17 protein-coding genes and 1 tRNA gene are annotated in these 23,414 nt (G+C 62.0%); 6 read left to right on the top strand and 12 right to left on the bottom strand.

From position 1 onward, the window contains the following. Positions 1 to 44: 44 nt before the first annotated feature. Positions 45 to 1,943, bottom strand: a complete 1,899-nt coding sequence (gene sppA / locus AXK12_RS00325; protein ID WP_068710789.1) for a signal peptide peptidase SppA — start codon at positions 1,941 to 1,943, stop codon at positions 45 to 47. Between the two features lie 120 nt (positions 1,944 to 2,063). On the opposite strand from sppA, the gene AXK12_RS00320 reads away from it, so the two are divergent. The 5 genes from AXK12_RS00320 (at position 2,064) to AXK12_RS00300 (ending at position 8,896) form a co-directional block, all read left to right on the top strand. Then, positions 2,064 to 3,677 (top strand): TonB-dependent receptor, encoded by a 1,614-nt coding sequence (locus AXK12_RS00320; protein ID WP_231863457.1) that lies wholly within the window; start codon positions 2,064 to 2,066, stop codon positions 3,675 to 3,677. A 119-nt stretch (positions 3,678 to 3,796) separates the two neighbouring features. Beyond that, positions 3,797 to 4,795, top strand: a complete 999-nt coding sequence (gene dapF / locus AXK12_RS00315; RefSeq protein ID WP_068710787.1) for a diaminopimelate epimerase — start codon at positions 3,797 to 3,799, stop codon at positions 4,793 to 4,795. A 349-nt stretch (positions 4,796 to 5,144) separates the two neighbouring features. Next, the gene (locus AXK12_RS00310) at positions 5,145 to 5,678 is read left to right on the top strand and encodes a hypothetical protein (RefSeq protein WP_231863456.1); all 534 of its coding nucleotides are present in this window, start codon (positions 5,145 to 5,147) and stop codon (positions 5,676 to 5,678) included. An 87-nt stretch (positions 5,679 to 5,765) separates the two neighbouring features. Continuing rightward, entirely contained in the window at positions 5,766 to 7,040 is a 1,275-nt protein-coding gene (locus AXK12_RS00305; protein WP_068710785.1) for a cytochrome c biogenesis ResB family protein, read from the top strand. After that, the gene (locus tag AXK12_RS00300) at positions 7,040 to 8,896 is read left to right on the top strand and encodes a cytochrome c biogenesis protein (RefSeq protein WP_068710784.1); all 1,857 of its coding nucleotides are present in this window, start codon (positions 7,040 to 7,042) and stop codon (positions 8,894 to 8,896) included. The genes AXK12_RS00305 and AXK12_RS00300 overlap by 1 nt, the downstream gene beginning before the upstream one ends. A 72-nt stretch (positions 8,897 to 8,968) precedes the next feature. On the opposite strand, the gene AXK12_RS00295 is transcribed toward AXK12_RS00300, so the two are convergent. Then, complete coding sequence (locus AXK12_RS00295; protein WP_068710783.1) at positions 8,969 to 10,630, bottom strand: DNA repair protein RecN; 1,662 nt, start codon at positions 10,628 to 10,630, stop codon at positions 8,969 to 8,971. 177 nt (positions 10,631 to 10,807) lie between these two features. On the opposite strand from AXK12_RS00295, the gene AXK12_RS00290 reads away from it, so the two are divergent. Continuing rightward, positions 10,808 to 10,881: transfer RNA gene (locus AXK12_RS00290), tRNA-Val, on the top strand. A 90-nt stretch (positions 10,882 to 10,971) separates the two neighbouring features. Here AXK12_RS00290 and ribF read toward each other — a convergent pair. The 10 genes from ribF to gatC form a co-directional block, all read right to left on the bottom strand. Next, entirely contained in the window at positions 10,972 to 12,000 is a 1,029-nt protein-coding gene (ribF, locus tag AXK12_RS00285; protein WP_231863455.1) for a riboflavin biosynthesis protein RibF, read from the bottom strand. A gap of 31 nt (positions 12,001 to 12,031) precedes the next feature. Further along, entirely contained in the window at positions 12,032 to 12,757 is a 726-nt protein-coding gene (truB, locus tag AXK12_RS00280; RefSeq protein ID WP_068710782.1) for a tRNA pseudouridine(55) synthase TruB, read from the bottom strand. After that, positions 12,754 to 13,836 (bottom strand): DHH family phosphoesterase, encoded by a 1,083-nt coding sequence (locus tag AXK12_RS00275; RefSeq protein ID WP_068710781.1) that lies wholly within the window; start codon positions 13,834 to 13,836, stop codon positions 12,754 to 12,756. The genes truB and AXK12_RS00275 overlap by 4 nt, the downstream gene beginning before the upstream one ends. After that, positions 13,836 to 14,261, bottom strand: coding sequence for a 30S ribosome-binding factor RbfA (gene rbfA / locus AXK12_RS00270; RefSeq protein ID WP_068710780.1), 426 nt, complete (start codon positions 14,259 to 14,261; stop codon positions 13,836 to 13,838). Before rbfA ends, AXK12_RS00275 begins: the two co-directional genes overlap by 1 nt. Positions 14,262 to 14,342: 81 nt before the next feature. Next, on the bottom strand, positions 14,343 to 16,985 hold the full coding sequence (infB, locus tag AXK12_RS00265) for a translation initiation factor IF-2 (RefSeq protein ID WP_068710779.1): 2,643 nt from the start codon (positions 16,983 to 16,985) through the stop codon (positions 14,343 to 14,345). Positions 16,986 to 17,086: 101 nt separating this feature from the next. Further along, positions 17,087 to 18,337, bottom strand: coding sequence for a transcription termination factor NusA (nusA, locus tag AXK12_RS00260; RefSeq protein ID WP_068710813.1), 1,251 nt, complete (start codon positions 18,335 to 18,337; stop codon positions 17,087 to 17,089). 147 nt (positions 18,338 to 18,484) lie between these two features. After that, positions 18,485 to 19,795 carry a DUF2851 family protein gene (locus tag AXK12_RS00255; protein ID WP_156468736.1) on the bottom strand — a complete coding sequence of 437 codons (1,311 nt, stop codon included), beginning with the start codon at positions 19,793 to 19,795 and terminating at the stop codon, positions 18,485 to 18,487. Positions 19,796 to 20,073: 278 nt separating this feature from the next. Further along, entirely contained in the window at positions 20,074 to 21,549 is a 1,476-nt protein-coding gene (gene gatB / locus AXK12_RS00250; protein WP_068710777.1) for an Asp-tRNA(Asn)/Glu-tRNA(Gln) amidotransferase subunit GatB, read from the bottom strand. Between the two features lie 43 nt (positions 21,550 to 21,592). After that, positions 21,593 to 23,089: an Asp-tRNA(Asn)/Glu-tRNA(Gln) amidotransferase subunit GatA gene (gene gatA / locus AXK12_RS00245; RefSeq protein WP_068710776.1), complete on the bottom strand. Its 1,497-nt coding sequence runs from the start codon at positions 23,087 to 23,089 to the stop codon at positions 21,593 to 21,595. Positions 23,090 to 23,101: 12 nt separating this feature from the next. Beyond that, complete coding sequence (gatC, locus tag AXK12_RS00240; protein ID WP_068710775.1) at positions 23,102 to 23,386, bottom strand: Asp-tRNA(Asn)/Glu-tRNA(Gln) amidotransferase subunit GatC; 285 nt, start codon at positions 23,384 to 23,386, stop codon at positions 23,102 to 23,104. Between the last annotated feature and the right edge of the window lie 28 nt (positions 23,387 to 23,414).

Below are 23,414 nucleotides of genomic sequence, written 5' to 3'. Positions count from 1 at the left end.
ACTCGGCCAACGAGCCGAGCCCCAATCAGCAGGGTCTGCGATCCTTAGTTCAGTTCGAGTATTAACGGCAACCGTGCATAGACGTGTTGCGGGTCGTTGTAGCTTTCGAGCGCGCGAAGCTCGCTCGCTGCCCGCTGCCAGAGACCGCGCACGACTGCGTTCGCCTTCAGCGCACGCGCTTCGCCAAAACCCTCTTGCATGAACTCCTCGAAGAACTCCGCAAGGGCTTCGCCAAACTGCGTCGGTCTCGGGTATTCGCTCACGCGGTAGCGGCCCTGCTCCAGCCCGGCGGCCTCCGCCGCATAAGCAATCGCCTCGCCCAGCCCGCCCAACTCATCGACGAGCCCGAGCCGCTGCGCCCGCAGTCCCGACCACACACGCCCCTGCGCAATCTCGTGCACAAAGTCCGGTGCGAGCCCGCGCCCCTCTGCGACCCGCTCAATGAATTTGTCGTAAATCCAATCCACGCTCCGCTGCGCAATCGAGAGCTCGGCAGCAGTGAGCGGGCGGTCAATCGCCCCCGTATCGGCAAAGCGGCTCGTCTTCACCGTCTCAAAATTGAGCCCCAGCTTTTCGCTTAAACTCTCGATATTGAAGAACACGCCAACGACACCGATTGAGCCGGTAATCGTAACTGGCTCGGCAAAAATCCGCTGCGCGGGCGTCGAAATCCAGTAGCCGCCCGACGCGGCGACCGAGCCCATCGATACCACCACCGGCTTCGACTGGGCAGCCAAGCTCAACTCGCGCTGTATCGCCTCCGACGCCGACGCACTGCCGCCCGGACTGTTTACCCGTAGCACGATCGCGCTCACTCGGCTGTCTTCGCGCAGCGTGCGCAGCTCTTGGGCAAACCGCTCTCCGCCGATTTGCCCGGGCCCTCCACGCCCATCGACGATGGCTCCCTCCGCGTAAAGCACTGCCACGCGCCCGCGCGGCTTTCGCGCTCCGCCAGCTTCACCCGCCACACTTTTCTTTTTTTCGGCTGCCGCCTTTTCCACAAAAACCCCCGCCCGCTCTCCGGCTCGCAGCGCGCGCGAGTATTTCTGGAGCGAGATTTGTTTAAACGAGCGGTTTCCTGCTCCATCGCTCCCGTGCCCCGCCTCCGCCCGCATCGCTGCTAAAAACTCATCCCGATAGACCAACTCGTCGACGAGCCCGTGCTTCAGGGCCGACTCGGCGAGCAACACCCCCTCAGCATCCACTGCCGCCTGAATCTCGCTCACCTCAAGGCCACGACTGGCCGCCATATCGCCAAGCAAGCTCCCCCACACGTCATTTAAAAGCATTTGCGTCTGCTCACGGTTTTCCTCGCTCAATCCGTCACTCGTAAAAGGCTCCACCGCGCTCTTATATTTGCCCACACGCGTGACCTGCACGCCCACTCCAAGCTTCTCGAACGCATTTTTAAAAAACAGCCCTTGGCTCGCGAGCCCCGGTATCGCCACGAAGCCAAACGGATCGAGCGCAATCTTATCGGCCACCGAGGCGAGGTAATACTGGCTCCTCGACGCCAGCGAGAGGTAGGCCCGAATCGGCTTTCCCGACTCCTTAAAGTCAGCCAAGGCCGCGCGCAGTTCGCGCCGCTCCGCAATCCCTGTCGCGCTGTCCCCGCCAAAAATCACGACGCCCTTAATCCGCTCGTCGTCCGCCGCCGTGCGAATCGCGTCAAGCGCACGCCGTAGCGGCACTGTGGGCGGTAGATGTCCACCGCCCAAAAGGGCCATTGTAAAGTCCGGCGGCCCAGCAGGCGCATCGCGAAAATGCGTGTCCAAATTCACCACGAGGAAAGCCCCGCTCGGCACCGTGGGCACGCGCGGCCCAGCCGATTTTCCGACGAAGCTGAACATCGCCACCGCCAGCATCAGCAGCGCAAAGCCCCCACCAAAAAACAGCACCAAGGCAACAAAGGCCGCCAGCATCGAGCGAAGGAAAGACTTCATAAACCGCCACAGCGTGGGCCTCAATGCCCACGCGGCGAGAAAAAGGAGCGCACGCGCACCGGTTCATTCCGCACAGGAACAGTTGCGTCATAGGCACGGCCTCCCACCCTTCGCGCCAACATGAGTCGCCCTACGCCCGACACCCCGATGCCGATGGAAGGGGCCGCGTCCCCCGATAGCCAAGACCTGCTCACCACTCACCGTAAGGCACTGCGCATCAACCTTGATGCGACCAAATACGGCACCTTTGCCGAAATCGGCGCAGGCCAAGAAGTCGCCCGCGTATTTTTCCAAGCAGGAGGCGCCTCCGGCACGGTTGCCAAGACGATCTCCGCCTACGACATGACGTTTAGCGACGCCATCTACGGGAAAGCCCCGCGCTACGTCTCCCAAGAACGGCTCCTGCTGATGCTCGACCATGAGTTCGAGCTCTTGCGCGAACGGCTCTCCGAATCGCGCGGCACGAAGACCCAATTCTTCGTTTTTGCCGACACTGTCTCTGCACGAAACTTCGCGGGCACCAACGAGCAACACGGCTGGATGGGCATCCGCTTCCAGCCTGCGCCCTGCGCCGAACCCAGCGAGATCGTCCTGCACGTCCGCATGTCGGACACAGAAGCTGTCCTCCAGCAAGAAGCCCTCGGCATCATCGGAACCAACCTCGTCTACGCCGCCTTCTACTACCGCAACGACCCGCAAAAATTCACCGCCTCGCTCCTCGACCACCTCAGCCCCACGCGGATCGAGATCGACATGCTTGAGTTTCGCGGCCCCGAGTTTGCGCACATCGACAACCGCCTCACCTCGCTGCTCCTCGTCCACTACGGACTCACCAACGCTGTCATGTTTGGCCCCGGCGGATCCGTCCTCCAGCCCTCCGAGGTGTTGCGCAAAAAAGCCATCCTCGTGGAGCGCGGCAGCTTCCGCCCCGTCACCCACGTCAACGTCGATATGCTCCACTGTGCCGCCGCCCAGTTTATCCAAGAGCCGCTCGTCAAAGACCGCGACTTCATCGTCCTCACTGAAATCACCGTGCACAACCTGCTGGCTGACGGCCAGTTTGACTCCGCCGACTTCCTCTCGCGCGTCGACCTGCTCGGGGCCATCGGCTTCACCGTCCTCATCTCCAACTACTCCGAGTTTTACCGACTCACCGCCTACTTCCGCCGCTACACCAAAGAGATGATCGGCATGGCCATGGGCATCACCAACCTCTTGGAAATTCTTAACGAAAAATACTACGAAAACCTCGAAGGCGGCATCCTCGAATCGCTCGGACGGCTCTTCCGCCACTCCGTCAAACTCTACGTCTACCCGATGCTGCGAGAACCCTACGAATGCTACCTCGCCACCGGCCAAACGAGTGAGCCTACCACTGACTCCGCCGCACCGCCAACGGGAGAGCGCCAAAATGGCAGCGGCAGTACACCGCGCGACGCGCGACTAACAGAGGCGCACAAAATTGAGACAGTCACCGCGCAAAACATCCAAGTCGCCCCGCACCTGCGAAACCTCTACGCGCACCTCTACGAAAACTGCTACATTGAGTGCCTCACTGGCTACAACCCCGACATCCTTCACATCTTCTCGCGCGAAGTCCTCCGCCGCATCCAAGACCAAGACCCGACTTGGGAAAACCTCGTCCCCGACTCCGTCGCTGCCGTCATCAAAGCCCGCCAACTCTTCCACTACCAAGCTCCGCAGCAGCCCAGCACGCTCGTTGGCGCCAGTTAATCTCCGAACCACAAACGAAGGGCCGGGTCTGTTCTCGCTTCAAACGTGGCCGCCTCGGCGACTAAGCTCGTCCTGCACAACGCCGTCGGACCGCCCGCCAAATAACCCAGTCTCCAACTGTGAAGTTTTACAAATATCACGCCCTAGGAAACGACTACCTCGTCCTCAACCCCGCCGATTTTCCCGCGCAGGCGACGAGTGCCTGCAAACTGCTGGATGGCCCTGCCGGCAACGACCGCACGCCAAGTAAGTGGGGATCCGCCCCGCCGTCCGAAGCCGAAGTCCGCCTCCTCTGCCACCGACATTACGGACTCGGCTCCGACGGCATCCTCTGGGGGCCCGTCGAGACGCTCGATAACGTAGCCGATGCAGTGGGCGATCGGGCGAAACAAGACAACGCCGCCCAGCCTCGCCCGAATGGCCGCCCCCGTATGCTGCGGATTTATAACCCCGACGGTTCCGAAGCCGAAAAGTCCGGAAACGGGCTGCGGATTTTCGCCCGCTATCTCGCCGAACACGGACTCGTGCAAGGCGACACCTTCACCCTCCAAACAGTCGGCGGCCTCGCGCGAGTTGAGATTATCGACCGCGCCGCATGGCGCCTGTGCATCGGCATGGGCCGCGCCACCTTTGCCAGCGCGGAAATCCCTGTGGCAGGGCCATCCCGCGACGTCTTAGGCGAGTCGCTCGACCTTGGCCGCGACCGTCACTTCTCCTTCTGCGCCGCCAGCGTGGGAAACCCTCACTGCGTCGTCCCGCTGCCCGAAATCTCAGAAGAACTCGCCCGCCGCTACGGCCCAGAAATCGAGACGCACCCGCTTTTCCCGAACCGGATTAACGTGCAGTTCATGCAAGTAATCGACCGCGCAAACATCCGCATCGAGATTTGGGAGCGCGGCGCAGGCTACACCCTCGCCTCGGGCACTAGCTCCAGTGCCGCCGCCGCCGTCGCACACCGGCTCGGACTCGTTGACAGCCAAGTCACCGTGCACATGCCCGGCGGCACGCTCGAAATCAACATCGCCCCCGACTGGGAAATCACGCTCACCGGCACCGTCACAAAAGTCAGTGAAGGCCAACTCTCCCCCGACCTCTTCAGCTTCCTGGACCGCGTTTGATTGAGTGCTGGAGTGCAGCGACAGCGGGCTGTCCCGAGCAGACCTGCTACGCCACCGCCGAGACCGCACTGATGAACAAGGCTGCCCACTCGCCCATTTCTGAGCAGCGCCCAACGCGAGCAAACCATCTAATACGCGAGGCTCCTGCACCTAATAGCTAACAGTAAGGATTTGAACTCACGGGATAAGCTGCGCTTTCTCGGCCTTCATGCGTTTTGTCCGCGCCAGTTTATTCGCTTCCACAGGCTTGCTCCTGTTTTTCTCAGGGTGTCGAGAGGCCAAGGTCCAATCCTACCGCGTGCCCAAGGAAGCCCCGCTACCCCCGCTCTCTTTTGAGATGCCCGGAGGAATGGCCGCCGCGAATGCCGGAGCCGGGCCCAATGCTAACCCCACCGCGCAACCCGCTATCCCCGCCGCCAGTGCGGCCGATGCCGCGCTGCGCTGGACCGCTCCCGAAAGCTGGGCTCCGCTCCCGCCCGTGGCCATGCGAGTCGCCGGCTATCGCCTCACGCGTGCAGACGACAGCTCGACCGCCGAGCTCACCATCACGGCCTTTCCGGGCGATGTCGGCGGCGACCTTGCCAACATCAACCGCTGGCGCGGCCAAATCGGCCTAAACCCCATTTCCGCCGACACGCTCGCCACCGAACTCCAACGGCTGCGCATCGACGGGCCAGAGGGACAAGAGGGCGAACGAAAGCCGCGCGACTTTAAGCTCGTCGAAATGACCAACGCCCAAAGCTCACCCGCGCAAGCCACCCTCGCCGCCTACACCGAGCACGACGGGCACACTTGGTTCTTCAAGCTCACCGGTGCGCCCGCGCTCATCTCCGCCGAGAAGCCCGCGTTTCTGGAGTTTCTCAAAACCATCCAGCCGCGCTAAGGGCCCACTCACTCGCCGCCCAAAGCCCTGCCCCTCTCCGGCATTCCGCCACTCCACTACCGCCCCCCTTCCCCTCCCTCGAAAACCATGCGCGAAAACTGGGACGAGTTCATAAAGTTTTTCACCTCGCTGAAGCTCACCGTCGTGCTGCTTGCGCTTTCGATTGTCCTGATTTTTTGGGCGACGCTCGCGCAGGTCGAACTCGGGATCTGGGGGGTTCAGGAGCAATTTTTTAAAACCTTCTTCGTCCTCAAAAAAATCCCCGGCACGGAGATTCCCGTGCCCGTTTTCCCGGGCGGCTATTTCATCGGCGGACTGCTCCTGCTAAATCTCATCTTTTCTCATCTGTATCGGTTCCGTTTCACTTGGGGCAAAAGCGGCATCCAGCTCACCCACAGCGGGCTCATCCTGCTACTCCTCGGCGAGCTGTTCACCGGCCTTTGGCAACAAGACTACCAACTCCGGCTCGATGAGGGGGTAGAGAAAAACTACTCCGAAAGCTTCCGAGACCAAGAACTCGCCATAATCGACACGACGCATCCCGACTACGACGACGTGGTAATCCTGCCCGACCGACTCCTCGCAAAGCGCGGCGGGAAAAGCGGTAGGGCCGAAGTCCAACACCCGAAGCTCCCCTTCCGCCTCGTCGTCCGCGACTACTACCCCAACGCCATCCCGCAAACCCGCGACCAAGTCCCGCCGAACGCACCGAGCGTCCCGCCAACGACGATGGGCTTTGGCCGCGATTTTACGGTTATCCCGCTGCCGCTCAGCTACCGCCAAGACCAAAGCAACCTCTCCGCTGCAGTCGTGGAGCTAATCGGCCCGGACGGCTCGCTCGGCACTTGGCTACTCTCCGCACATCCCTTTGTGCGCCCGCAGCCTTTTGAGTACGCGGGGCGCAGCTTCGAGCTCTCGCTTCGCTTCGCGCGCAACTACAAACCCTTTTCCCTAAAACTGCTCGAACTCCGGCACGACGTTTACCCAGGCACCGAAATTCCCAAAAACTTCTCCAGCCGCGTGCGGCTCAGTGAGGCCGGCGCACAAGCCGACCGCGAAGTCCTCATCTACATGAATAACCCGCTTCGCTACGGCGGCCTCACCTTTTACCAATACCAAATGGATAGCGCCAGCGGCTACTCCGTCCTCCAAGTCGTGAAAAACCCCAGTTGGATGCTCCCCTATGTGTCCTGCATTTTGATGATGGCCGGGCTCCTCATCCAATTCGGCATCTCGCTTTTTGGCTTTACCAAAAAACGAAGCCTCACGGCTGCAACCGCAACGGCGACGGCCGCAGTCGCAACGAGCGCATCCGCACAGCCGCCGCCCGCTAAAACCGCCAAGCCAAGGAGGACCCGCTAATGAAACGCGCGCTCCCGCTCCTCGTCCTCGCGCTCGCCATACTCTGGCTCGCAAACACCCTGCGCGACCACCGCGCGGACAAGCAGCTCGACCTCGAAGGCTTTGGTCGGCTCCCCATCCTCGCCAACGGCCGTATCAAGCCACTCGATACCGTCGCCCGCAGCTCGCTCCTCCAGCTCCAAGGCCGCCAACGCGTGCAGAGCGGCTCCGGCGCGACGCTCGCGCCCACGGCCTGGCTCGCCACCGTGTTTTTCGATCCCGCGCGCGCCGACCGGATGCGCACCTTCGAAGTCGTGCACCCCGAAGTGCTCACGCTCTTCAACCTACGCCCCGAAGACGGAGACAGCGGCAAACGCTTCTCCTTCGTCCAACTCAGCGGCGGTTTCCCCGAACTCATGCGCCAGTCGCAACTCGCGCAGCAAACCGACACCGCTGCACGCAGCGCCTTCCAACGCGCCGTCATCCAGCTCCACCTCAACCTCAACCTGTATCACGAACTCAAGCACACGCTCGCCCCACCCGATAGCGCGGACTTCCTAGGCGAACTGCTCAACTTCCAACAAAACCTCCCCGCTGGGGTCGCCGCCGTGCGCGCACGCCAGCAAAACGAGCCCTATGACGAAGCCGCATTTAACGCCATGCTCGCGCTCGGCACACGCTTCGACACGCTCTCGACTGCCTCTACACTCCGGCCCATCCCGCCGCCGAGCGGCAGCGCAAACGACTCATCACACGCCGACTGGCGCACGACGGGCGCAGCCCTGCTCGGCACCTTTGAAACCGGCCTAGTCGACCACAACGTGCTCGCTTACGCGGGCCTTGCCCAAGCTTGGCGCGGACAAAAGCACGCGCAGTTTAACGAAATCGTCCGGCTCTACCGCGACCAACTTCAAACGCAGTTCGCACCCGAGCTACGCAAAACCGACACCGAGGCGCGCTTTAACGCAGCCGCCCCCTTCTACCGCAGCATGCTGCTCTACGTGCTCGCCTTTGTCCTCGCCATTTTCTCCTGGCTCAAATGGCCAGACGTGCTGGGCCGCACCGCCTTTTGGCTCATCCTCTGCGCCTTCATCGCAACCAGTGCGGGCATCGCCACACGCATGTGGCTCGAAGGTCGCCCGCCCGTCACCAACCTCTACTCCTCCGCGCTCTTCGTCGGTTGGGGCGCGGTGCTCCTCTGCCTCGTCCTCGAAGCGCTTTACAAAAACGCGATAGGCAGCGTCGCCGCCGGGCTCATCGGCTTTAGCACGCTACTAATCGCGCACCACCTCTCGCTCGGCGGCGACACGCTCGAAATGATGCGCGCCGTCCTCGACTCCAACTTCTGGTTAGCGACCCACGTCATCATTATCACAATCGGCTACTCGGCCACCTTCCTCGCGGGCTTTTTGGCACTCATCTACATCCTGCGCGGATGCTTCACCCGCTCACTCGATCGTCCAACCGCCGCCGCACTCTCACGGATGGTCTACGGCATCGTCTGCTTCGCCACACTCTTTAGCCTCGTCGGCACCGTCCTCGGCGGTATCTGGGCCGACCAAAGTTGGGGACGCTTCTGGGGCTGGGATCCGAAAGAAAACGGAGCGCTAATTATCGTAATTTGGAACGCGATTATCCTGCATGCCCGCTGGGGCGGGCTCGTCCGCCAACGCGGCCTCATGTGCCTCGCCGTCTTTGGCAACATCGTCACGGCGTGGAGCTGGTTCGGCACCAACATGCTCGGCGTAGGCCTACACAGCTACGGCTTTATGGACGCGGCCTTTTGGTGGCTCTCGGCCTTCGTCATAAGCCAACTCGCCGCAATCGCCCTCGCCCTCCTGCGCCCAATCTCGCCTCAAAAGACAGCGCACCAATAAGTGCGCCACGAATAAAAGGGCCCTACGTCAGGACCCTGCCGGCACCGCCGCGCCGCTGGTTGCTGCGTTACTTCAGGCTAAGTCTAGCAGCCTCTGCGCGTGCGCCAACGCGCTCGCCGCGTTTCGATCGCCGAGCATTCGCGCCAGCTCGCCCAGTCGGGCTTCCCGCTCGCCCTCAATCCCTCTAATCCGCACCACTGCACGCGACTGCGTTTGGTCTTTCTCAACGAGCAAGTGGCGACGCGCTTGCGCAGCCACTTGCGGGAAATGCGTCAGGCAAAGCACCTGGTGAGTCTGGGCGATCTGCGCCAGCTTTTGCCCCACAATCGCGCCAATCTCACCGCCCACATTGGCGTCGATTTCGTCGAACACGAGCAGCGGCACACGGTCGAGGTCCGCCAAAAGCGTTTTTAGCGCAAGCATCACCCGAGCCAACTCGCCGCTCGAAGCGACTCGGTTAAGCGGCAACGCAGCCTCACCCACGTTGGGCGAAAACAAAAACTCCACACCGCAATCGCCCTGCGGCCCGAGCTCTTTCGGCACGATGCAAATCCGAAACTCCGACTTGGCGAAACCGAGCTGCGCGATCGCTCCGGCGGCAACCTCGCCCAGCCCAGTCGCCGCTTTCTCTCGCTGCACACGCAACACCGCCGCCGCGGCCTGTGCCTCGCGCAACGCGGCATCCCGCGCCGTCTCCGCGCGGAGCAGCGCGCCCTCAATGTCTCCCTGCTCGTCAAGCTGCCGCTGCATCTCGCCGCGCGCCGCGATCACCGCATCGAGGTCCCCGCCGTGCCGCCGCTTCAAGTCCAGCCATGCACTCATGTTGTCTTGCACTTGCTGCGCCTCTTGCGGGTCAAACTGTAGCCCCTCGAGCAACGCACTCGCCTCGCTCGCCACATCCGCCAGCTCAATCGCCGCGCTGCTCAATCGCTCCGCCAGTGTCGCGCTCTCGCTATCCATCTCGCGCAAGCGCCGCGCGTCCGCCAGCACCGCCGCCAACCGCGATTCAACGCCCTCCTCCCCCGAAAGCCCCTCGACCAGCCGCCCCGCAAGCTCGGTCAATTCTTGCACCTGACTCATCCGCGTAAAATCGCGCTCCAAGGCCCCAATCGCCTCCTCGCTCAAGTCGAGCGCCTCCATCCGCGCGAGCTGACTTTGCAAAAACTCAAGTTGCTCGGGCGAAGCGCGCCGCTGAGCTTGCAAGCGCTCGACCGCCGCCTCCGCTTCCCGCCACGCGCGGTAGCGCCTCTGGTAGGTTTCCAGCGCAGGCCCGCAGCGTCCGTACAGGTCGAGTAACTCCAGTTGGCAACTCTCCTTGAGCAAACGGCGCGGCTCACTCGGCCCGTGAAAATCAATCCACAGTTCGCCCAACTGCTGCAGCGCACTGAGCGTCGCGAGGCTGCCGTTAATGGTAATCTTGGGCGCCTTCTCACGCGGCAAACTACGCCGCAAAATCAACACGCCCTCCTCGCAAATCGGCAGCTCCAACTCCATGAGCACTGCGTCTACGCGCTCCGAGTCTGCGAAAAACAAACTCGCTTCAACGACGAGTGCCTCCGCGCCCTGCCGAATCATCGTCTTATCCGCACGCTGCCCCGCGAGCAGACTCAACGCGCCAATCAGGATACTCTTGCCCGCGCCAGTCTCACCCGTGACCGCCGTGAACCCCGCTTCGAAGTCGAGCTCGACCTCTTCCAGAAGGGCTAGGTTTTGGATCCGCAACGATTGGAGCATAGACTGCGGATACCGGAGAAAACTCCGCATACTTTCAAGAGGTCGTTCGACCGATATAGAATAGGCCTCCGTCGCGGCCACGTTTGAAACGGGAACCGACCCTAGTTAGAACGACCGGAATTTTTCTTGCGCAGCCCCCCACCGCTCGTCCTTACTCCGCGCTCCTCTTCTCCGAGCGGACCCTTAGCTCAGTTGGTTAGAGCGTCTCCTTGACATGGAAAAGGTCACTGGTTCGAGTCCAGTAGGGTCCACGCGGTCACAGACCATTTTTATTTTGGGCGTCGTCGTTACCCCCGCCTCCTCAATCCGCCGAAGAATTATCACTTCGGTTTTTTTGTAGGCTAATTTTGCGAAATACGCGGATTTCCAGCTAAGCACTGGCGCGCGATTGTGGTGTCTTTGACTATTTGGGCGGTCAGTTCGTCCAGCCCCGCAAACTTCTTTTCTGGGCGGATGAAGTGGCGCAGTTCCACGAGCAGTTCGTCCCCCCTGTCCCACGGGCATTCGTCCGCCAAGATGAAGACTTCGAGTTGCGGCACGGCCTGCGTGCCGACCGTTGGGCGCAGTCCATAATTTGCGATTCCCGGCAGCGCAGCGTTCACCCCAGCCCCACTCTCCGCGCCCACTGCCGAGACTTCCACCGCGTAAACGCCGTAGCGTGGTTGGAGCTCGGGCAGCCACTCAATGTTTAGCGTAGGCGAGCCAATCGTCCGCCCGAGCCCGCGCCCCGAGGCGACCACGCCTTGCGCGAAATAGGGATAGCCGAGCATCGCGTTGGCTTGCTCGATTTCGCCGCGCTGAATCGCCGCCCGAATCCGCGTGCTGCTAATCGGCTCGCCGTCATACTCCACACGGGAAAGCCCAACGACTTCGACGCCGTGCGCTTTCCCTTGTGCTTTAAGAAGCTCCAAGTCGCCGCGTCGGCCGCGTCCAAAACACCAATTCTCGCCCACGTAAATTCCCGCCAGTCCGGGCAGCGCGCGTTTAAAGTGCGGCAGCACCGCTTCCGCCTCCAGTGCCGCAAACGCTTCAGTAAAGGGTTGGGTGATGAGTGCGCAGACGCCGAGTTTTTCGAGCACGCGGGCTTTATCGCTCGGGAGCATCAGCATCTGAGTCGCCGCGTCGGGCCGGAGTAGGTGGCTCGGATGCGGCCAGAAACTGAGAACCGCAGCGATTGCAGGTAAGGTCCCTCCATCGCGCTTGGCTGCCTGTAGTGCCTGACCAATTACGGCCTGGTGGCCGAGGTGCAGCCCGTCAAACATCCCGACTGCCAGATGCAGCGGCACGGTTTTAGGAAAATCGACCGACTCCAAACTTGGAAACTGCCGTAGTGTCTTCGTGCCCATCGTGTCGTCGTTTTGTGAGGCCAATTTCGCTACGCGCAATCCCGTTGCCGTACACTTAAAGCGCAACGCTCGGCGCGGCTTCGTGGATTGGGATCAGCCGCGCCTTAATCTCCGCGCGCGACAGCTCTAAAATCGCCTCAAGTGGCAAAGCTTGGTCGAGTGAGAATTGTCCACTCGCCGTGCGGCGCAGCGCGGCGAGATGCCCGCCACAACCGATGCGCTCGCCGAGATCGTTGGCAATTGTGCGGACGTAAGTGCCTTTGCTACAGCGGAGCCGGAAGTCGAACTGCGGCAGCCCAAAGCGAGTGAGGTCGAAAGCACCGACGCGAATAAAGCGCGGCTCGCGGACGACCTCCGCCCCTGCGCGCGCTTTTTTGTAAAGCGGCACACCGTCTATCTTAATCGCCGAATACATAGGCGGAGTCTGGTATTGGTCGCCCATGAAACCGGCCATCGCCTTGCGCAGCTCGGCCTCGCTGAGCGCGGGCACGGGGCGCGTCTCCATCACGCGGCCTTCGGCGTCCTGCGTGTCGGTGATTTTGCCGAGTTCGATGCTGCCGGTGTATTCCTTATCGAGGCTGATGAGGTATTGGGAAATCCGCGTCGCCTTGCCCACGAGCATGATGAGGAGCCCCGTCGCCATCGGGTCGAGCGTGCCCGCGTGGCCGATTTTTCGCGTGTGCAATTTTCCGCGCAATCGCGCGACCACGTCGTGCGAGGTGTGCGCTTGCGGCTTATCGACGAGTAAGACGCCGTGCAGCTCTTCCAATTGTCCAATCATAGAATCGTCTCCTCCGAGTTAGTCGCCCCACCGCTGGCCTCAACGCGCGCAAGTTGCTCGGCAACTGCGGCGAGTAGCTCTGCGCAAAACGCCTCGCGATCGGCCTCCGCGGTGAGCCCCGCCGCACACGCGTGACCGCCGCCGCCAAATTTCGCGGCAATTTTATCCACGCGGTAAATCGGGTTCTTTGCGCGAAGGCTCGCCTTCATCTTCACTCCGCCACCACGCCACTCGGCCTCTACGCGCTCTTCGACGAGTGCGGCGATCTCCACGCCTTCGATTGAGCGGGCGTAATCGACTAGCCCCTCGGTGTCTTCCACGGTGGAGCCAGTCGCCTCAAAAATCCCTTTGGGCAAAAACCCGAAGCAAAACCGCCCGCTGCATTCGAGCCGCAGCGTTTTTAGAAATGCCTCCAACAAGCGCAGCCGCCCGAGCGATTCGCGCTCGTAGAGTTCGTAGCCGATTTCGGCAGGTTGGGCTCCGCGAGCGATAAGCTCGCCTGCGATTGCGAAGCAGCGCGGTGTAGTCGAGGGGAAGCGAAACTGGCCGGTATCAGTTACGATTCCCGTATAGAGCGCTTGGGCGGTCTGCTCATCAATCGGCAGCCCAAGGTCGAGAAAGATCCCCGCCAAGATTTCGGAAGTCGCCGCTGAGTTGGCGTCTAAAAAATCGTGCGTCGCGAAACCCGGGTTCGAGAGGTGGTGATCAACCATCGCGAAGGGCTTCGGAAAGGCCGTTTGCAGCTCCACACCGCAGCGGGCCGCATCCGCGCAATCGACAAAGATTGCTGCGTAATCACCGGCGCGGAAATCCGAGTCGGGATTCCCCAAAAACTCCGGCGCGTGGAGGACGCGCGTTTGCGCCGTGAGGAAGGACAGCCGGCGCGGGACGTGATCGGCATTGAGACAAGTGACCTCGCGCACACCGGCCGCAGAGAGGACGCGAGCGAGCCCGACCTGTGCACCGATGCAGTCGCCATCGGGCCGCATGTGGCCCACAATGGCGACACGACCGTGCGCACGAAGCTCCGGCAAAAGCGCGGCAAACTTTTGGGAAAACTCGGGGTAAAAACAGGCCATCACTCGGCGAGCTCCCTGCCCTGCTCATCGGCGTCGATAGCAGAAAAATCCGCCTCATCGTCGCGTGCAGCAGCAGCCTCTCTCGGTTGGTGCGCATCCAGTTCGTCGAGGATTTGGACGATGCGCGTGCCGCGCTCTGCCGAGCCGTCGAGGACGTAGTCGAGCCGTGGCAGGTATTTGAGGACGATGCGGCGGCCCAGTTCTAGGCGGATGTCTTTGGCTTGGCGAGAGAGCCAGCGCATCCGCTCGGCGGCGTGATCTTCGTCCCCCACGACCGACACAAACACGCGCGCAGTGCGCAAGTCGGGCGCACAGCGAACTTCCGTAATCGTGAGCGTAACGGTGTCCTGTTGATAGTGCCGGTGGAGGATGTCGCTAATCTCCCGTTGCAGGAGCACGTTCACTCGCAAGAGCCGGTTAATCATATCGAGAAAAAAGCTAAGTGAGGAGCAAACGGGGCGGCGAAGGTAGGAGCACGGGCGGGCCTAGGAGCGAGCCCGCACCGATTAGAGCGAGGCGCGGACTTTCTGCACCTCGTAGCACTCGATGAGATCGCCGACTTCGTAGCCGTTGAAATCGTCGAGCTTGATACCGCACTCCAGGCCGGCGCGGACTTCGTTGGCGTCGTCCTTGAAACGTTTGAGGGTGCTGACGCGGCCTTCGTGGACGATGCCCTTTTTACGGCGCAGACGCGCGAGAACGTTGCGCGTAATCTTGCCATCGGTGACGAGGCAGCCCGCGACTGCGCCTTTGCCCAACTCGAAGACTTGGCGCACCTCGGCCCCGCCAAGCTTGATTTCCTTAAGGTCAGGATCGAGCAGGTCGGCCATGAGTTCGCGCACTTTGTCGCCGAGTTCGTAAATGAGTTCGAAGCTCTCGATGCGCACGCCGTGGTGCTTGGCCATCGAAGTGACGCCGTTTTCGAGCTTGGTGTTGAAGCCGATGACGAGGGCCTTGGCCGCGCTGGCCATGAGCACGTCGTTCTTTGTCACGAGGCCGACTTCCGCAGCGATGATGTCGAGCTGCACTTTGTCGCTCTTGATCGATTCGAGGACATTGCGCACGGCCTCCGTTGAGCCAAAGACATCAGTCTTGAGGATGACCTTGAGCGTGCGCGCCTGTGTCGCGGCGATATTCGCGAAAAGTTGGTCGACGGAGACTTCCTTGGGCGCAGAAGCGGCCCGGGTGGCGACTTGGCGGATACGCAAGCGCTCGGTCTCGGCTTGGTCTTCGGCGTCGCGGGCGTTTTTCGCAGTGCGGAAGGTCGCACCGCTGTCCGGTGTGCTCGACCAGCCGATGATGCGCACAGGAGTCGAGGGCGGGGCGGCTTTGATGTTGCGGCCCTGGTCGTCAAACATGGCACGGACTCGCGCGTAGTGCGTTCCACATACGAGCGCGTCGCCGACCTTGAGCGTGCCGCGCTGGACGATGACAGTCGCCATCGGGCCACGGCCAAAATCGATCTCGCTCTCAACGATGATGCCGCTGGCCTCGGCTTTCGGGTTGGCCTTGAGCTCCAGCATGTCTGCTTGGAGCAGGATCATTTCGAGGAGCGTGTCGATGCCCTCGCCTTTGAGCGCGGAGACGGGCACGGTGATCGTCTCGCCGCCCCAGTCTTCGGCAGCGATGTTGCGCTGCTGCATCTGGGTTTTGACTTGGTCGATGTTGGCCCCCTTCACGTCGGTTTTGTTGATCGCGACGATGAGGGAGACTCCAGCTTTTTGGGCGTGTTTGAGCGCTTCGTCCGTCTGCGGCATGAAGCCGTCGTCTGCAGCGACCACGAGCACGGCGATGTCGGTGACATGGGCTCCGCGCGCGCGCATCTTGGTAAATGCAGCGTGACCAGGAGTATCGAGGAAAGTGATTTTTCGGCCCTCTTTCTCGACCTGATACGCACCGATGTGCTGGGTGATCCCGCCCGCTTCGCCAGAGACGACGTTGGCGGAGCGGATGCGATCGAGGAGCGAGGTTTTGCCGTGGTCGACGTGGCCCAAGATGCACACGACTGGCGGGCGCGACTCTAGGTTGCGCTTTTCCTCTTCCTCGGGGTCGGCTTTCTCTTGGACGACCTTCTTTTCCGCAGCTTCGCCACGGTGTTTGATTTCGAGAATGAAGTTGTGATTCTCGGCGACCGCGATGGCGACGGCCTCCTCAATGGTCGAGTTCATCGAGGCAAAACCGCCCTGCTGATTGAGCTCCGAGATGAGCTTAAAGGGTTTCAGGCCAAGCGCGGCGGCGAAGTCGCGGACGATGATCGGCGGCTTGAGCTGGATGTGCTTAATCTCCTGGTCGTCGCTGCTGCTAGCGGCGGCTGCGAGCGGGGCTGCGATTGGCGGCGGCTTCGGTGCAAATGCTCCGGCAACAGGCGGCAGTGGAGGAGGCACCGGGGCCGCAGCCCCAGTTATGGGACGCGGAGCGGTCGTCGCAATCGACGGCGGCGCACTCAACACGGGCGGCGGCGGCGGAGCGCTTGCAGCCGGTTTTACCGGAGGCTGCGCGGGCGAAGACTCTTTTACTGGAGGCCGCGCACCCAAGACTGGCGGAACTGAAAGCGGCGCAGCAGAAGCCGTGGAAGTAGCGCTCGGCTTTGCGGCGATAGACGGGGCCGCACGCGGAACGGGTTTCGGCAGCGGCGGCAGTTTTGGCGGTGCCGAAACTGCTGCGGACGGTGCCACGGGCGCAGCCGCAGGAGGCGGAGTAGCGACAGGCTTCGGCTCACGCGCGGCTGCCTCGGCTTGTGCACGAGTCGCTGCTTTCTCGGCGGCTAGCGCAGCCGCTTCGGCTTCGGCAGCGGCGGCTTTTTCGGCCTTCTCGCGAGCGATGTCTTCAGGGGTTTTAACAAAGACTCCGGCAGGTAAATTAACGGTCGGTGTCGCGGGAGCGCCGGGCGTGCTGGCGGCTTCAGACTCGCTAGACGCCGTCTCGGCAGCGGCCTTGCTCCTCGCCGAAGTTTTCACAGCGGTCTCGGCATCTTGCGGCGCAGACGCATCCTCGGGCTTGGCAAACTCCGCTACGAGCGCGTCAGCCGAGATGTTATCAATCGAGCTGGAGACGCTCTTTACCTCGAAGTTGCGCCCTTGGAGCAGCTTGAGGAGCTGCTTGTTGTCCATGCCGATCTTCTTGGCCAGTTCGTGAATGCGGATGCTCATCTAAAAGGTGCGGGGAGGTGCGGGTCTATCTGCGGAGAGAGGCGGGCGGTCTTAGTAAAAAGTGAGAGAGAGGAAGAGCGGCGGCAGGATGGCGAGTGAGCTTACCGGGCAGCAGAGGCCTCGGCGGTAGAGGCCGAGACGCGAGCGATGATAGTTTGCGCCTCATCAGCACTGAAGCCCGCGTCGATAAGATCTTCCGCATCGACGCCTTCAAAGGCTCCGGGCGAGTTGATCCCCATTTCGACAAGGCGGGACGCGCTAGACGCGTCGATGCCAAAGGTGGCCACGAGCAGGTCGATAGCACTGCGCACGGGGTCGTCGCCGGCCGCCTTGAACTCCTCAATGTCGAGCCGCCAACCGATAAGGCGCGAGGTAAGCCGCGCGTTTTGTCCCTTGCGGCCAATCGCCACCGCGAGGTCGTCAGTCGCGACTTTGAGGAGGATGCGGTGATCGACCTCGTTGATGATGATTTCGCGGGGCACCGCAGGCTTGAATGCCTCCAGCACCATCTCGCGCGGATCGCTAAAATACTTGATGATGTCGACCTTCTCGCCGCCGAGTTCGCGCACGATGGTTTTGACGCGAGCACCGCGTGCGCCGACGCAAGCCCCGACCGGGTCAACCCTCGGGTCGGTGCTGGTGACGGCAATTTTTGTGCGATAGCCGGGCTCACGCGCAAAGGCTTCGATTTTTACCGTGCCATCGGCGATTTCGGTCACTTCGAGCTCGAAGAGGCGGCGAACAAATCTGGGGCTCGCGCGGCTAAGGATGATTTCGGGGCCGCGCGGCGTGGAGTCGATCCCAAGGAGCAGGCAGCGGATGCGCTCGTCGGGCTGGTATTCCTCGCCCGGGACTTGCTCGCGGGAGCGCAGGACCGCCTCAGCCTTGCCCAGGTCGATGTAAAGGTCACCACGTTCGCGACGGCGCACGGTGCCCGTAACGATGTTGCCCACTTGGTCTTTAAAGTCGTCGTAGATGCGCTCTTTCTCGAACTGGCGCAGCCGCTGCATCACCGCTTGGCGGGCAGTTTGCGCGGCGATACGCCCGAGTGTGGAAGGGTCGATTTCGAGTTCGACGATGTCACCGAGCTGTGCTCCGGGCTGGATGGCTTGCGCACGCTCAACATGGATTTCGGTCTTCGGGTCGCTGACAGAGTCCACGACCTTGAGCAGCGCCCACGCGTGCATCTGGCCGTTGCGCTCGTTAATCTCGATTTTGAGCTCTTGGCCCGAGTTTACGCCCTTCTGAGCCGCCGTCTTCACGGCATTCGCGATCGTGTTAATCATGTCTGCACGACCGATGCCCTTCTCCTTCTCCATGTATTCGAGGACAAATAGTATTTCGCGGCTCATAGTGGCTTTAGTAAAAAAGGGAAAAAAAAAGCGGGCCAAGAGGGCCCACTTCTCAGAACTGTTCGGGAAAGTGAGTGTGTAAAAGAGCGGCGAGCGTGCCGGAGGCTTTCGGGGCTGTCAAGGAGGCACAGTGCCCCTGCGCCATTCTTACTCGGAGGAAGCCGCCGTATCGGCAGCCGCACGCAGCGACGACACCGCCTCCAACTCCAGAGCCCAAGCGATAAGGGCTTGGATTGCGCCTTGGCATTGGGGCGTCACCACGCTTCGCAAATCGCTCCGCGCGTTGCGCAAAAACCCGGGCAAATCTCCCGCCCACCAATGCCACCACAGTCCAGAAAAGTCGCGCCCCGTGCGCAGCGCCGCCAGCGGGAGTAGGCCATCGCAAATCAGCGTGTCGAGCCGTGTGCCGCGCACCGCGCGATCGCAAATTTTCAGGGAAATCTCGTCGCGCAACGCAGCACGCGAAAGCCCCCGGCGCAAGGCCCGCGTATCGTCTTCCATCGATGGCACGGGCCAGCCCACGGCCAACTCGCCCAAACGGGTCGGCCACTGCGGACACGCACTCGCCCAGCGCGCGTATTGCGCGAGCCGCCGCCGAGGTTGATTGGCCGGTCGCACCGCCGCACGCGCCCACGCTTGCTCCTGCTCGGCAAACCGAGCGTCCAGCTCCGCCTCATCCACGCCCGCCCAAGTCGCGAGCGGGTAGCGCAGCGCGAGGTTAAGCATCGGCACGCGGTTGAAGCGGAAGCCCAGCACTTCGAGCGCAGTTTGGTGGCACGCTTCATCAAAGCCCAAGCGACGCACGCGCAGCCCCGCGTAACGCAGTTTTTGCGCCCAACGCTGTGCGGCCAGCCCCACTAAGCGTTCGCGCAACGCCTCGGGCGCGAGCGCGCGAATCGCCTCCGCAAGCGTATCCGTCCGCCGCCCCGCGAGCGTTTCCACGGCTTCCTCTGCTGCGTACTCCTCCAAATCGTGATGAAGCAGCGGCAAAAGGCAGGCAGTCGGAATCTCGCTGCCGTCACGCGCGAACGTGCGCTTCCCCTCAGCAGGCGGGAAAAGGACGACGTGCAGCCTCACGCGATCATAAGCCGGATCAGCTGCATGCCCGTGTGCCGCCCAATCGCCCGCATAAAGGTGTAACTCGATATCCCCCTCGACCGCCCTGCCCTCCTCGCCAATCCGCAACCGCGCATGGCGGAAATCTGGCCCGCCGAGATGATTCCACTTACCGCGCCGCTCGATTCGGATGCGTTGCCCATCGACCGTTTCGAGTCGCGCTTGGTCAAAGGCTCCTTGGTCCCAGATTTTTTGAAACAGTTTTTCTGAAAACGTGAAAGGCCCGTAAGTCCCCAACGCTTCGGCTACACGACTTGGCGACGAGTGCACTGGCCTCTGCGGCGACCCGTGCGTAAGCCGAGCTGGCGACACGTCCGCTAAACTCGGCAGCGACGGCTTCATGCCAGCAAAGCTGCGCCACACATCACGCGCCGACAAGCACGCGTTTTTTTAGCGGCTCAAGCGAACGGCCCGAAAACTCGGCATAGCGTTTCAGCGGGAGAAACATCCATTTAAACATAGCGAAAGGGGGACAGAGTTGGGGAGTAAAAGGCGAACTTTGCTGTGAGGGTTTTATAAAACGCGTTATTGGCGGCGGCGCTCAAAGAGCGAGCAAACATAGCCGCGCCGGTTCCGTGGCTAGGGTATGTTCCCGTTTCAAACGTGGCCGCGCGGCTCGCCTACCCCGCCAGCAGGCGGCGCAAGGTCGCATCGACTTCCTTTGGGTTGGCCTTGCCGCGCGACGCTTTCATTACCGGGCCTTTTAGGCCGTTAATCGCACTCTCCTTACCCGCGCGAAACTCGGCGGCGGCCTTTTCGTTTTCGGCAATCGCCGCACGGCACCACGCTTCGAGTTCGCTCGCGTCGGCAGGCTCTGCGAGCAGTCCGCGTTTTTCCGCAACCACCGCCGGGGACTCGCCTGTCGCGAACATTTCCGCGAACACTTCCTTCGCCGCTTGGCTGAGCAACTTGCCCGACTCGACAAGCTCGACGAGCTCAGCGATGTGCTCGGGCCGCACGCGCACTTCAGAAAGCGAGAGCCCTCCCGCCCCTCCGGCGCCTCCCGCCTTTAGCTCACGCAACAGGTCGTTGACGATCCAGTTGCCAATCGGCTGGGCGCGCTGCGCCCCCGCCAACTTGACGGCTTCTTCAAAATAGTCCGCCAACGGCTTATCCCAAACGAGGACCGAGGTCAGCGTATAGGGCAGCGCATAGTCGGCGAAAAACCGCCGCTGCCGATCAAAGGGCAGCTCCGGACAAGTCGCGCGCAGCCGCGCTTTCCACGCCTCATCCACACGCACAGGCATGAGGTCGGGGTCGGGGAAATAGCGGTAGTCGTGCGCCATTTCCTTCGTGCGCAGCGACTGAGACGCCCCAGTCAACCCGTCGTAATCGCGCGTTTCCTGGACGATCACGCCACCGGATTCGAGGAGCGCGATTTGCCGCTTAATCTCGTGGTCGATTCCGGCGCGAACGTAGGAGATAGAGTTCAGGTTTTTGAGCTCCACCTTCGTCCCGAGCTCGGTCGAGCCCACGGGCCGAATCGAAATATTCGCGTCGCAGCGCATCTGCCCCTTCTCCATGTCGCACTCGGAGATATCGCCCTGCACCATCGCTGCGCGCAACGCAGTGAGGTAGGCGTAGGCTTCCTCCCCGCTGTGTAGGGCTGGTTCGGATACGATTTCCATTAACGGCGTACCTGCGCGGTTATAATCCACGAGCGAATCGCTCGCACCGTGCGTGCACTTACCCACGTCTTCTTCGAGGTGGATGCGGGTAAGCGGGATGTGCTTGTGCTCGCCCATCACGTTTCGCGCCGAGCCGGGTAACTCGATCTCGACCGCGCCGCCAAGGCAGATCGGTTGGTCGTACTGGGAGATTTGGTAGTTCTTCGGCGAGTCGGGATAAAAGTAGTTTTTGCGATCCCATTTGCAGACGGGCGCGATTTCGCAACCGAGCATCAGCCCTGCCTTAATAATCGCGTCGAGCGCGGCGCGGTTCATCACGGGCAAAGCCCCCGGGAGCGCGAGCACGGTCGGGTCGGTGAGTGTGTTTTCCGGCTGTCCGTAGCCAGTCGGCACGCGGGTAAACATCTTCGAGCGCGTGCGCAGTTGCACATGCACCTCTAGGCCGATGACTGCTTCGTAATTTGCCATGTCGAAAACGCGGAAAAACTGAAAAATAGGCGGGTTAAAACCCTTAGAGTGCGGGCACGCGGCGATGCCAATCGTGCGCAGTTTCGTACGCCTGCGCGATGCGCAGTAGTGCCGCCTCGCCAAAAGGTTGGCCGATGAGTTGCAGCCCGATTGGCAAGCCGCCCGCCGTGAAACCGCAGGGTAGGCTGATCGCAGGCAAGCCCGCGAGATTCGCGCCAATCGTGTAAATATCGCACAAGTAAAGCGCGAGCGGGTCGGCCTTGGCCCCGACTTTAAAAGCCGGCGCGGGAACAGTCGGCGTAATCAGCGCATCGACCTTCGCGTAGGCGTTAAGGAAATCCTGCGTCACCAAGCGGCGGACTTTTTGCGCACGCAGATAGTAGGCGTCGTAGTAACCACTGGAGAGCACGTAGGTGCCGAGGATGATCCGCCGCTTAACCTCCTCGCCGAAACCCTCGGCACGCGACTTGAAGTAGAGGTCGACGATGTCGCTCGCCCCCTGTGCACGGTGGCCATAGCGGATACCATCGTAGCGCGCGAGATTCGACGACGCCTCAGCCGTCGCCAGCACGTAGTAAACATCTAAACAATAGCGCGTGTGCGGCAGCGAGACTTCGACAATTTCGCAGCCTTGGGCACGGTAGAACTCGATCGCTCTCTCAACGGCAGCGGAAACCTCCGCATCAATGCCCTCGCCAAAATACTCCTTCGGCACGCCGAGTTTCCAAGCAGAGGGCTTACCCGCTTGGGCGAGTGCCGCGCGATAGTCGGGAATTTGCGTGTTAAACGAAGTCGAGTCCCGCGCGTCGTGCCCGGCGATCGCTTGGAGCAGCAGCGCGGCATCCTCGACTGTCCGCGTAAACGGGCCGATTTGGTCAAGCGACGACGCAAACGCGATTAACCCGTAGCGCGAGACGAGACCGTAGCTTGGCTTCAGCCCAACGACGCCGCAAAACGCCGCCGGTTGGCGAATCGAGCCGCCCGTGTCCGAGCCGAGCGTGGCAATCGCCTGCCCCGCGGCGACCGCGGCGGCACTGCCGCCCGACGAGCCTCCCGGCACGCAAGCCAAGTCCCAAGGATTGCGCGTAGTCTGCGTCGCCGAGTTTTCCGTCGAAGAGCCCATCGCAAACTCGTCTAGGTTTAGCCGTCCCCAAAGGACGGCACCCGCGTTTTTGAGCCGCTCAGTCACCGTCGCGTCATAGGGCGACACGAAGTTAGCGAGCATCCGGCTCGACGCAGTCAAAGGCTGATCCCTCACCGCGATCACGTCTTTTAGCCCGATCGGAATACCGTCGAGCGGGCCGAGTGCTTCGCCCGCCGCGCGGCGCACATCCGAGGCGGCGGCCTGCGCCAGTGCATCGGCTTCGTCGAACGAGTTAAACGCCTTTACCTGTGGCTCGACCGCGCGGGTCCGCTCAATCACCGCTTTCGTGAGCTCGACTGCGCTCAACTCACCGCGCACGAGCCGCGCCGAAAGCTCGGCAATCGTTTGAGAGTGGAGCGGCGCGAGGGCCGAAGGGGCGGAAGTTGCAGTGCTCATTCGCGGGAAGACTCAATCGATAATCTTGGGCACGGAAATCATGCCGCTGCGGTGGGCGGGCGCGTTGCGCAGCACGTCTTCGAGCGGCAGCCCGGGGCGCGGCTCGTCTGCCTGCCACACGTTGGCGAGCGGCTGCGCGTGCGACATCGGCTCGACGCCGCTCACATCAACTTGCTCGAGCTGGTGGATGTGCGTGAGCACGTCGCCAAGCTGACGGGAGAATTTTTCCTTTTCTTCCGGCGTCAGCGCGATGCGGGCGAGCTGGGCGACGCGGTCGATATCGATTTCCTCGGGCATGTTTGGGAAGTGGCCTAGAAGCAGCGGT

Source organism: Cephaloticoccus capnophilus (genome assembly GCF_001580045.1).
Lineage (GTDB): Bacteria > Verrucomicrobiota > Verrucomicrobiia > Opitutales > Opitutaceae > Cephaloticoccus > Cephaloticoccus capnophilus.
The sequence above is the reverse complement of the archived record's forward strand: the minus strand, read 5'-3'. Positions and strand labels throughout refer to the sequence as shown.

What these genes read in the sequence shown, in the direction of transcription:
- sppA (WP_068710789.1), bottom strand. Translation starts at nt 1,943, where the DNA reads ATGAAGTCTTTCCTTCGCTCGATGCTGGCGGCCTTTGTTGCCTTGGTG.
- AXK12_RS00320 (WP_231863457.1), top strand. Translation starts at nt 2,064, where the DNA reads ATGAGTCGCCCTACGCCCGACACCCCGATGCCGATGGAAGGGGCCGCG.
- AXK12_RS00310 (WP_231863456.1), top strand. Translation starts at nt 5,145, where the DNA reads ATGGCCGCCGCGAATGCCGGAGCCGGGCCCAATGCTAACCCCACCGCG.
- AXK12_RS00305 (WP_068710785.1), top strand. Translation starts at nt 5,766, where the DNA reads ATGCGCGAAAACTGGGACGAGTTCATAAAGTTTTTCACCTCGCTGAAG.
- AXK12_RS00300 (WP_068710784.1), top strand. Translation starts at nt 7,040, where the DNA reads ATGAAACGCGCGCTCCCGCTCCTCGTCCTCGCGCTCGCCATACTCTGG.
- AXK12_RS00295 (WP_068710783.1), bottom strand. Translation starts at nt 10,630, where the DNA reads ATGCTCCAATCGTTGCGGATCCAAAACCTAGCCCTTCTGGAAGAGGTC.
- truB (WP_068710782.1), bottom strand. Translation starts at nt 12,757, where the DNA reads ATGATTGGACAATTGGAAGAGCTGCACGGCGTCTTACTCGTCGATAAG.
- AXK12_RS00275 (WP_068710781.1), bottom strand. Translation starts at nt 13,836, where the DNA reads ATGGCCTGTTTTTACCCCGAGTTTTCCCAAAAGTTTGCCGCGCTTTTG.
- rbfA (WP_068710780.1), bottom strand. Translation starts at nt 14,261, where the DNA reads ATGATTAACCGGCTCTTGCGAGTGAACGTGCTCCTGCAACGGGAGATT.
- infB (WP_068710779.1), bottom strand. Translation starts at nt 16,985, where the DNA reads ATGAGCATCCGCATTCACGAACTGGCCAAGAAGATCGGCATGGACAAC.
- nusA (WP_068710813.1), bottom strand. Translation starts at nt 18,337, where the DNA reads ATGAGCCGCGAAATACTATTTGTCCTCGAATACATGGAGAAGGAGAAG.
- AXK12_RS00255 (WP_156468736.1), bottom strand. Translation starts at nt 19,795, where the DNA reads ATGAAGCCGTCGCTGCCGAGTTTAGCGGACGTGTCGCCAGCTCGGCTT.
- gatB (WP_068710777.1), bottom strand. Translation starts at nt 21,549, where the DNA reads ATGGCAAATTACGAAGCAGTCATCGGCCTAGAGGTGCATGTGCAACTG.
- gatA (WP_068710776.1), bottom strand. Translation starts at nt 23,089, where the DNA reads ATGAGCACTGCAACTTCCGCCCCTTCGGCCCTCGCGCCGCTCCACTCT.
- gatC (WP_068710775.1), bottom strand. Translation starts at nt 23,386, where the DNA reads ATGCCCGAGGAAATCGATATCGACCGCGTCGCCCAGCTCGCCCGCATC.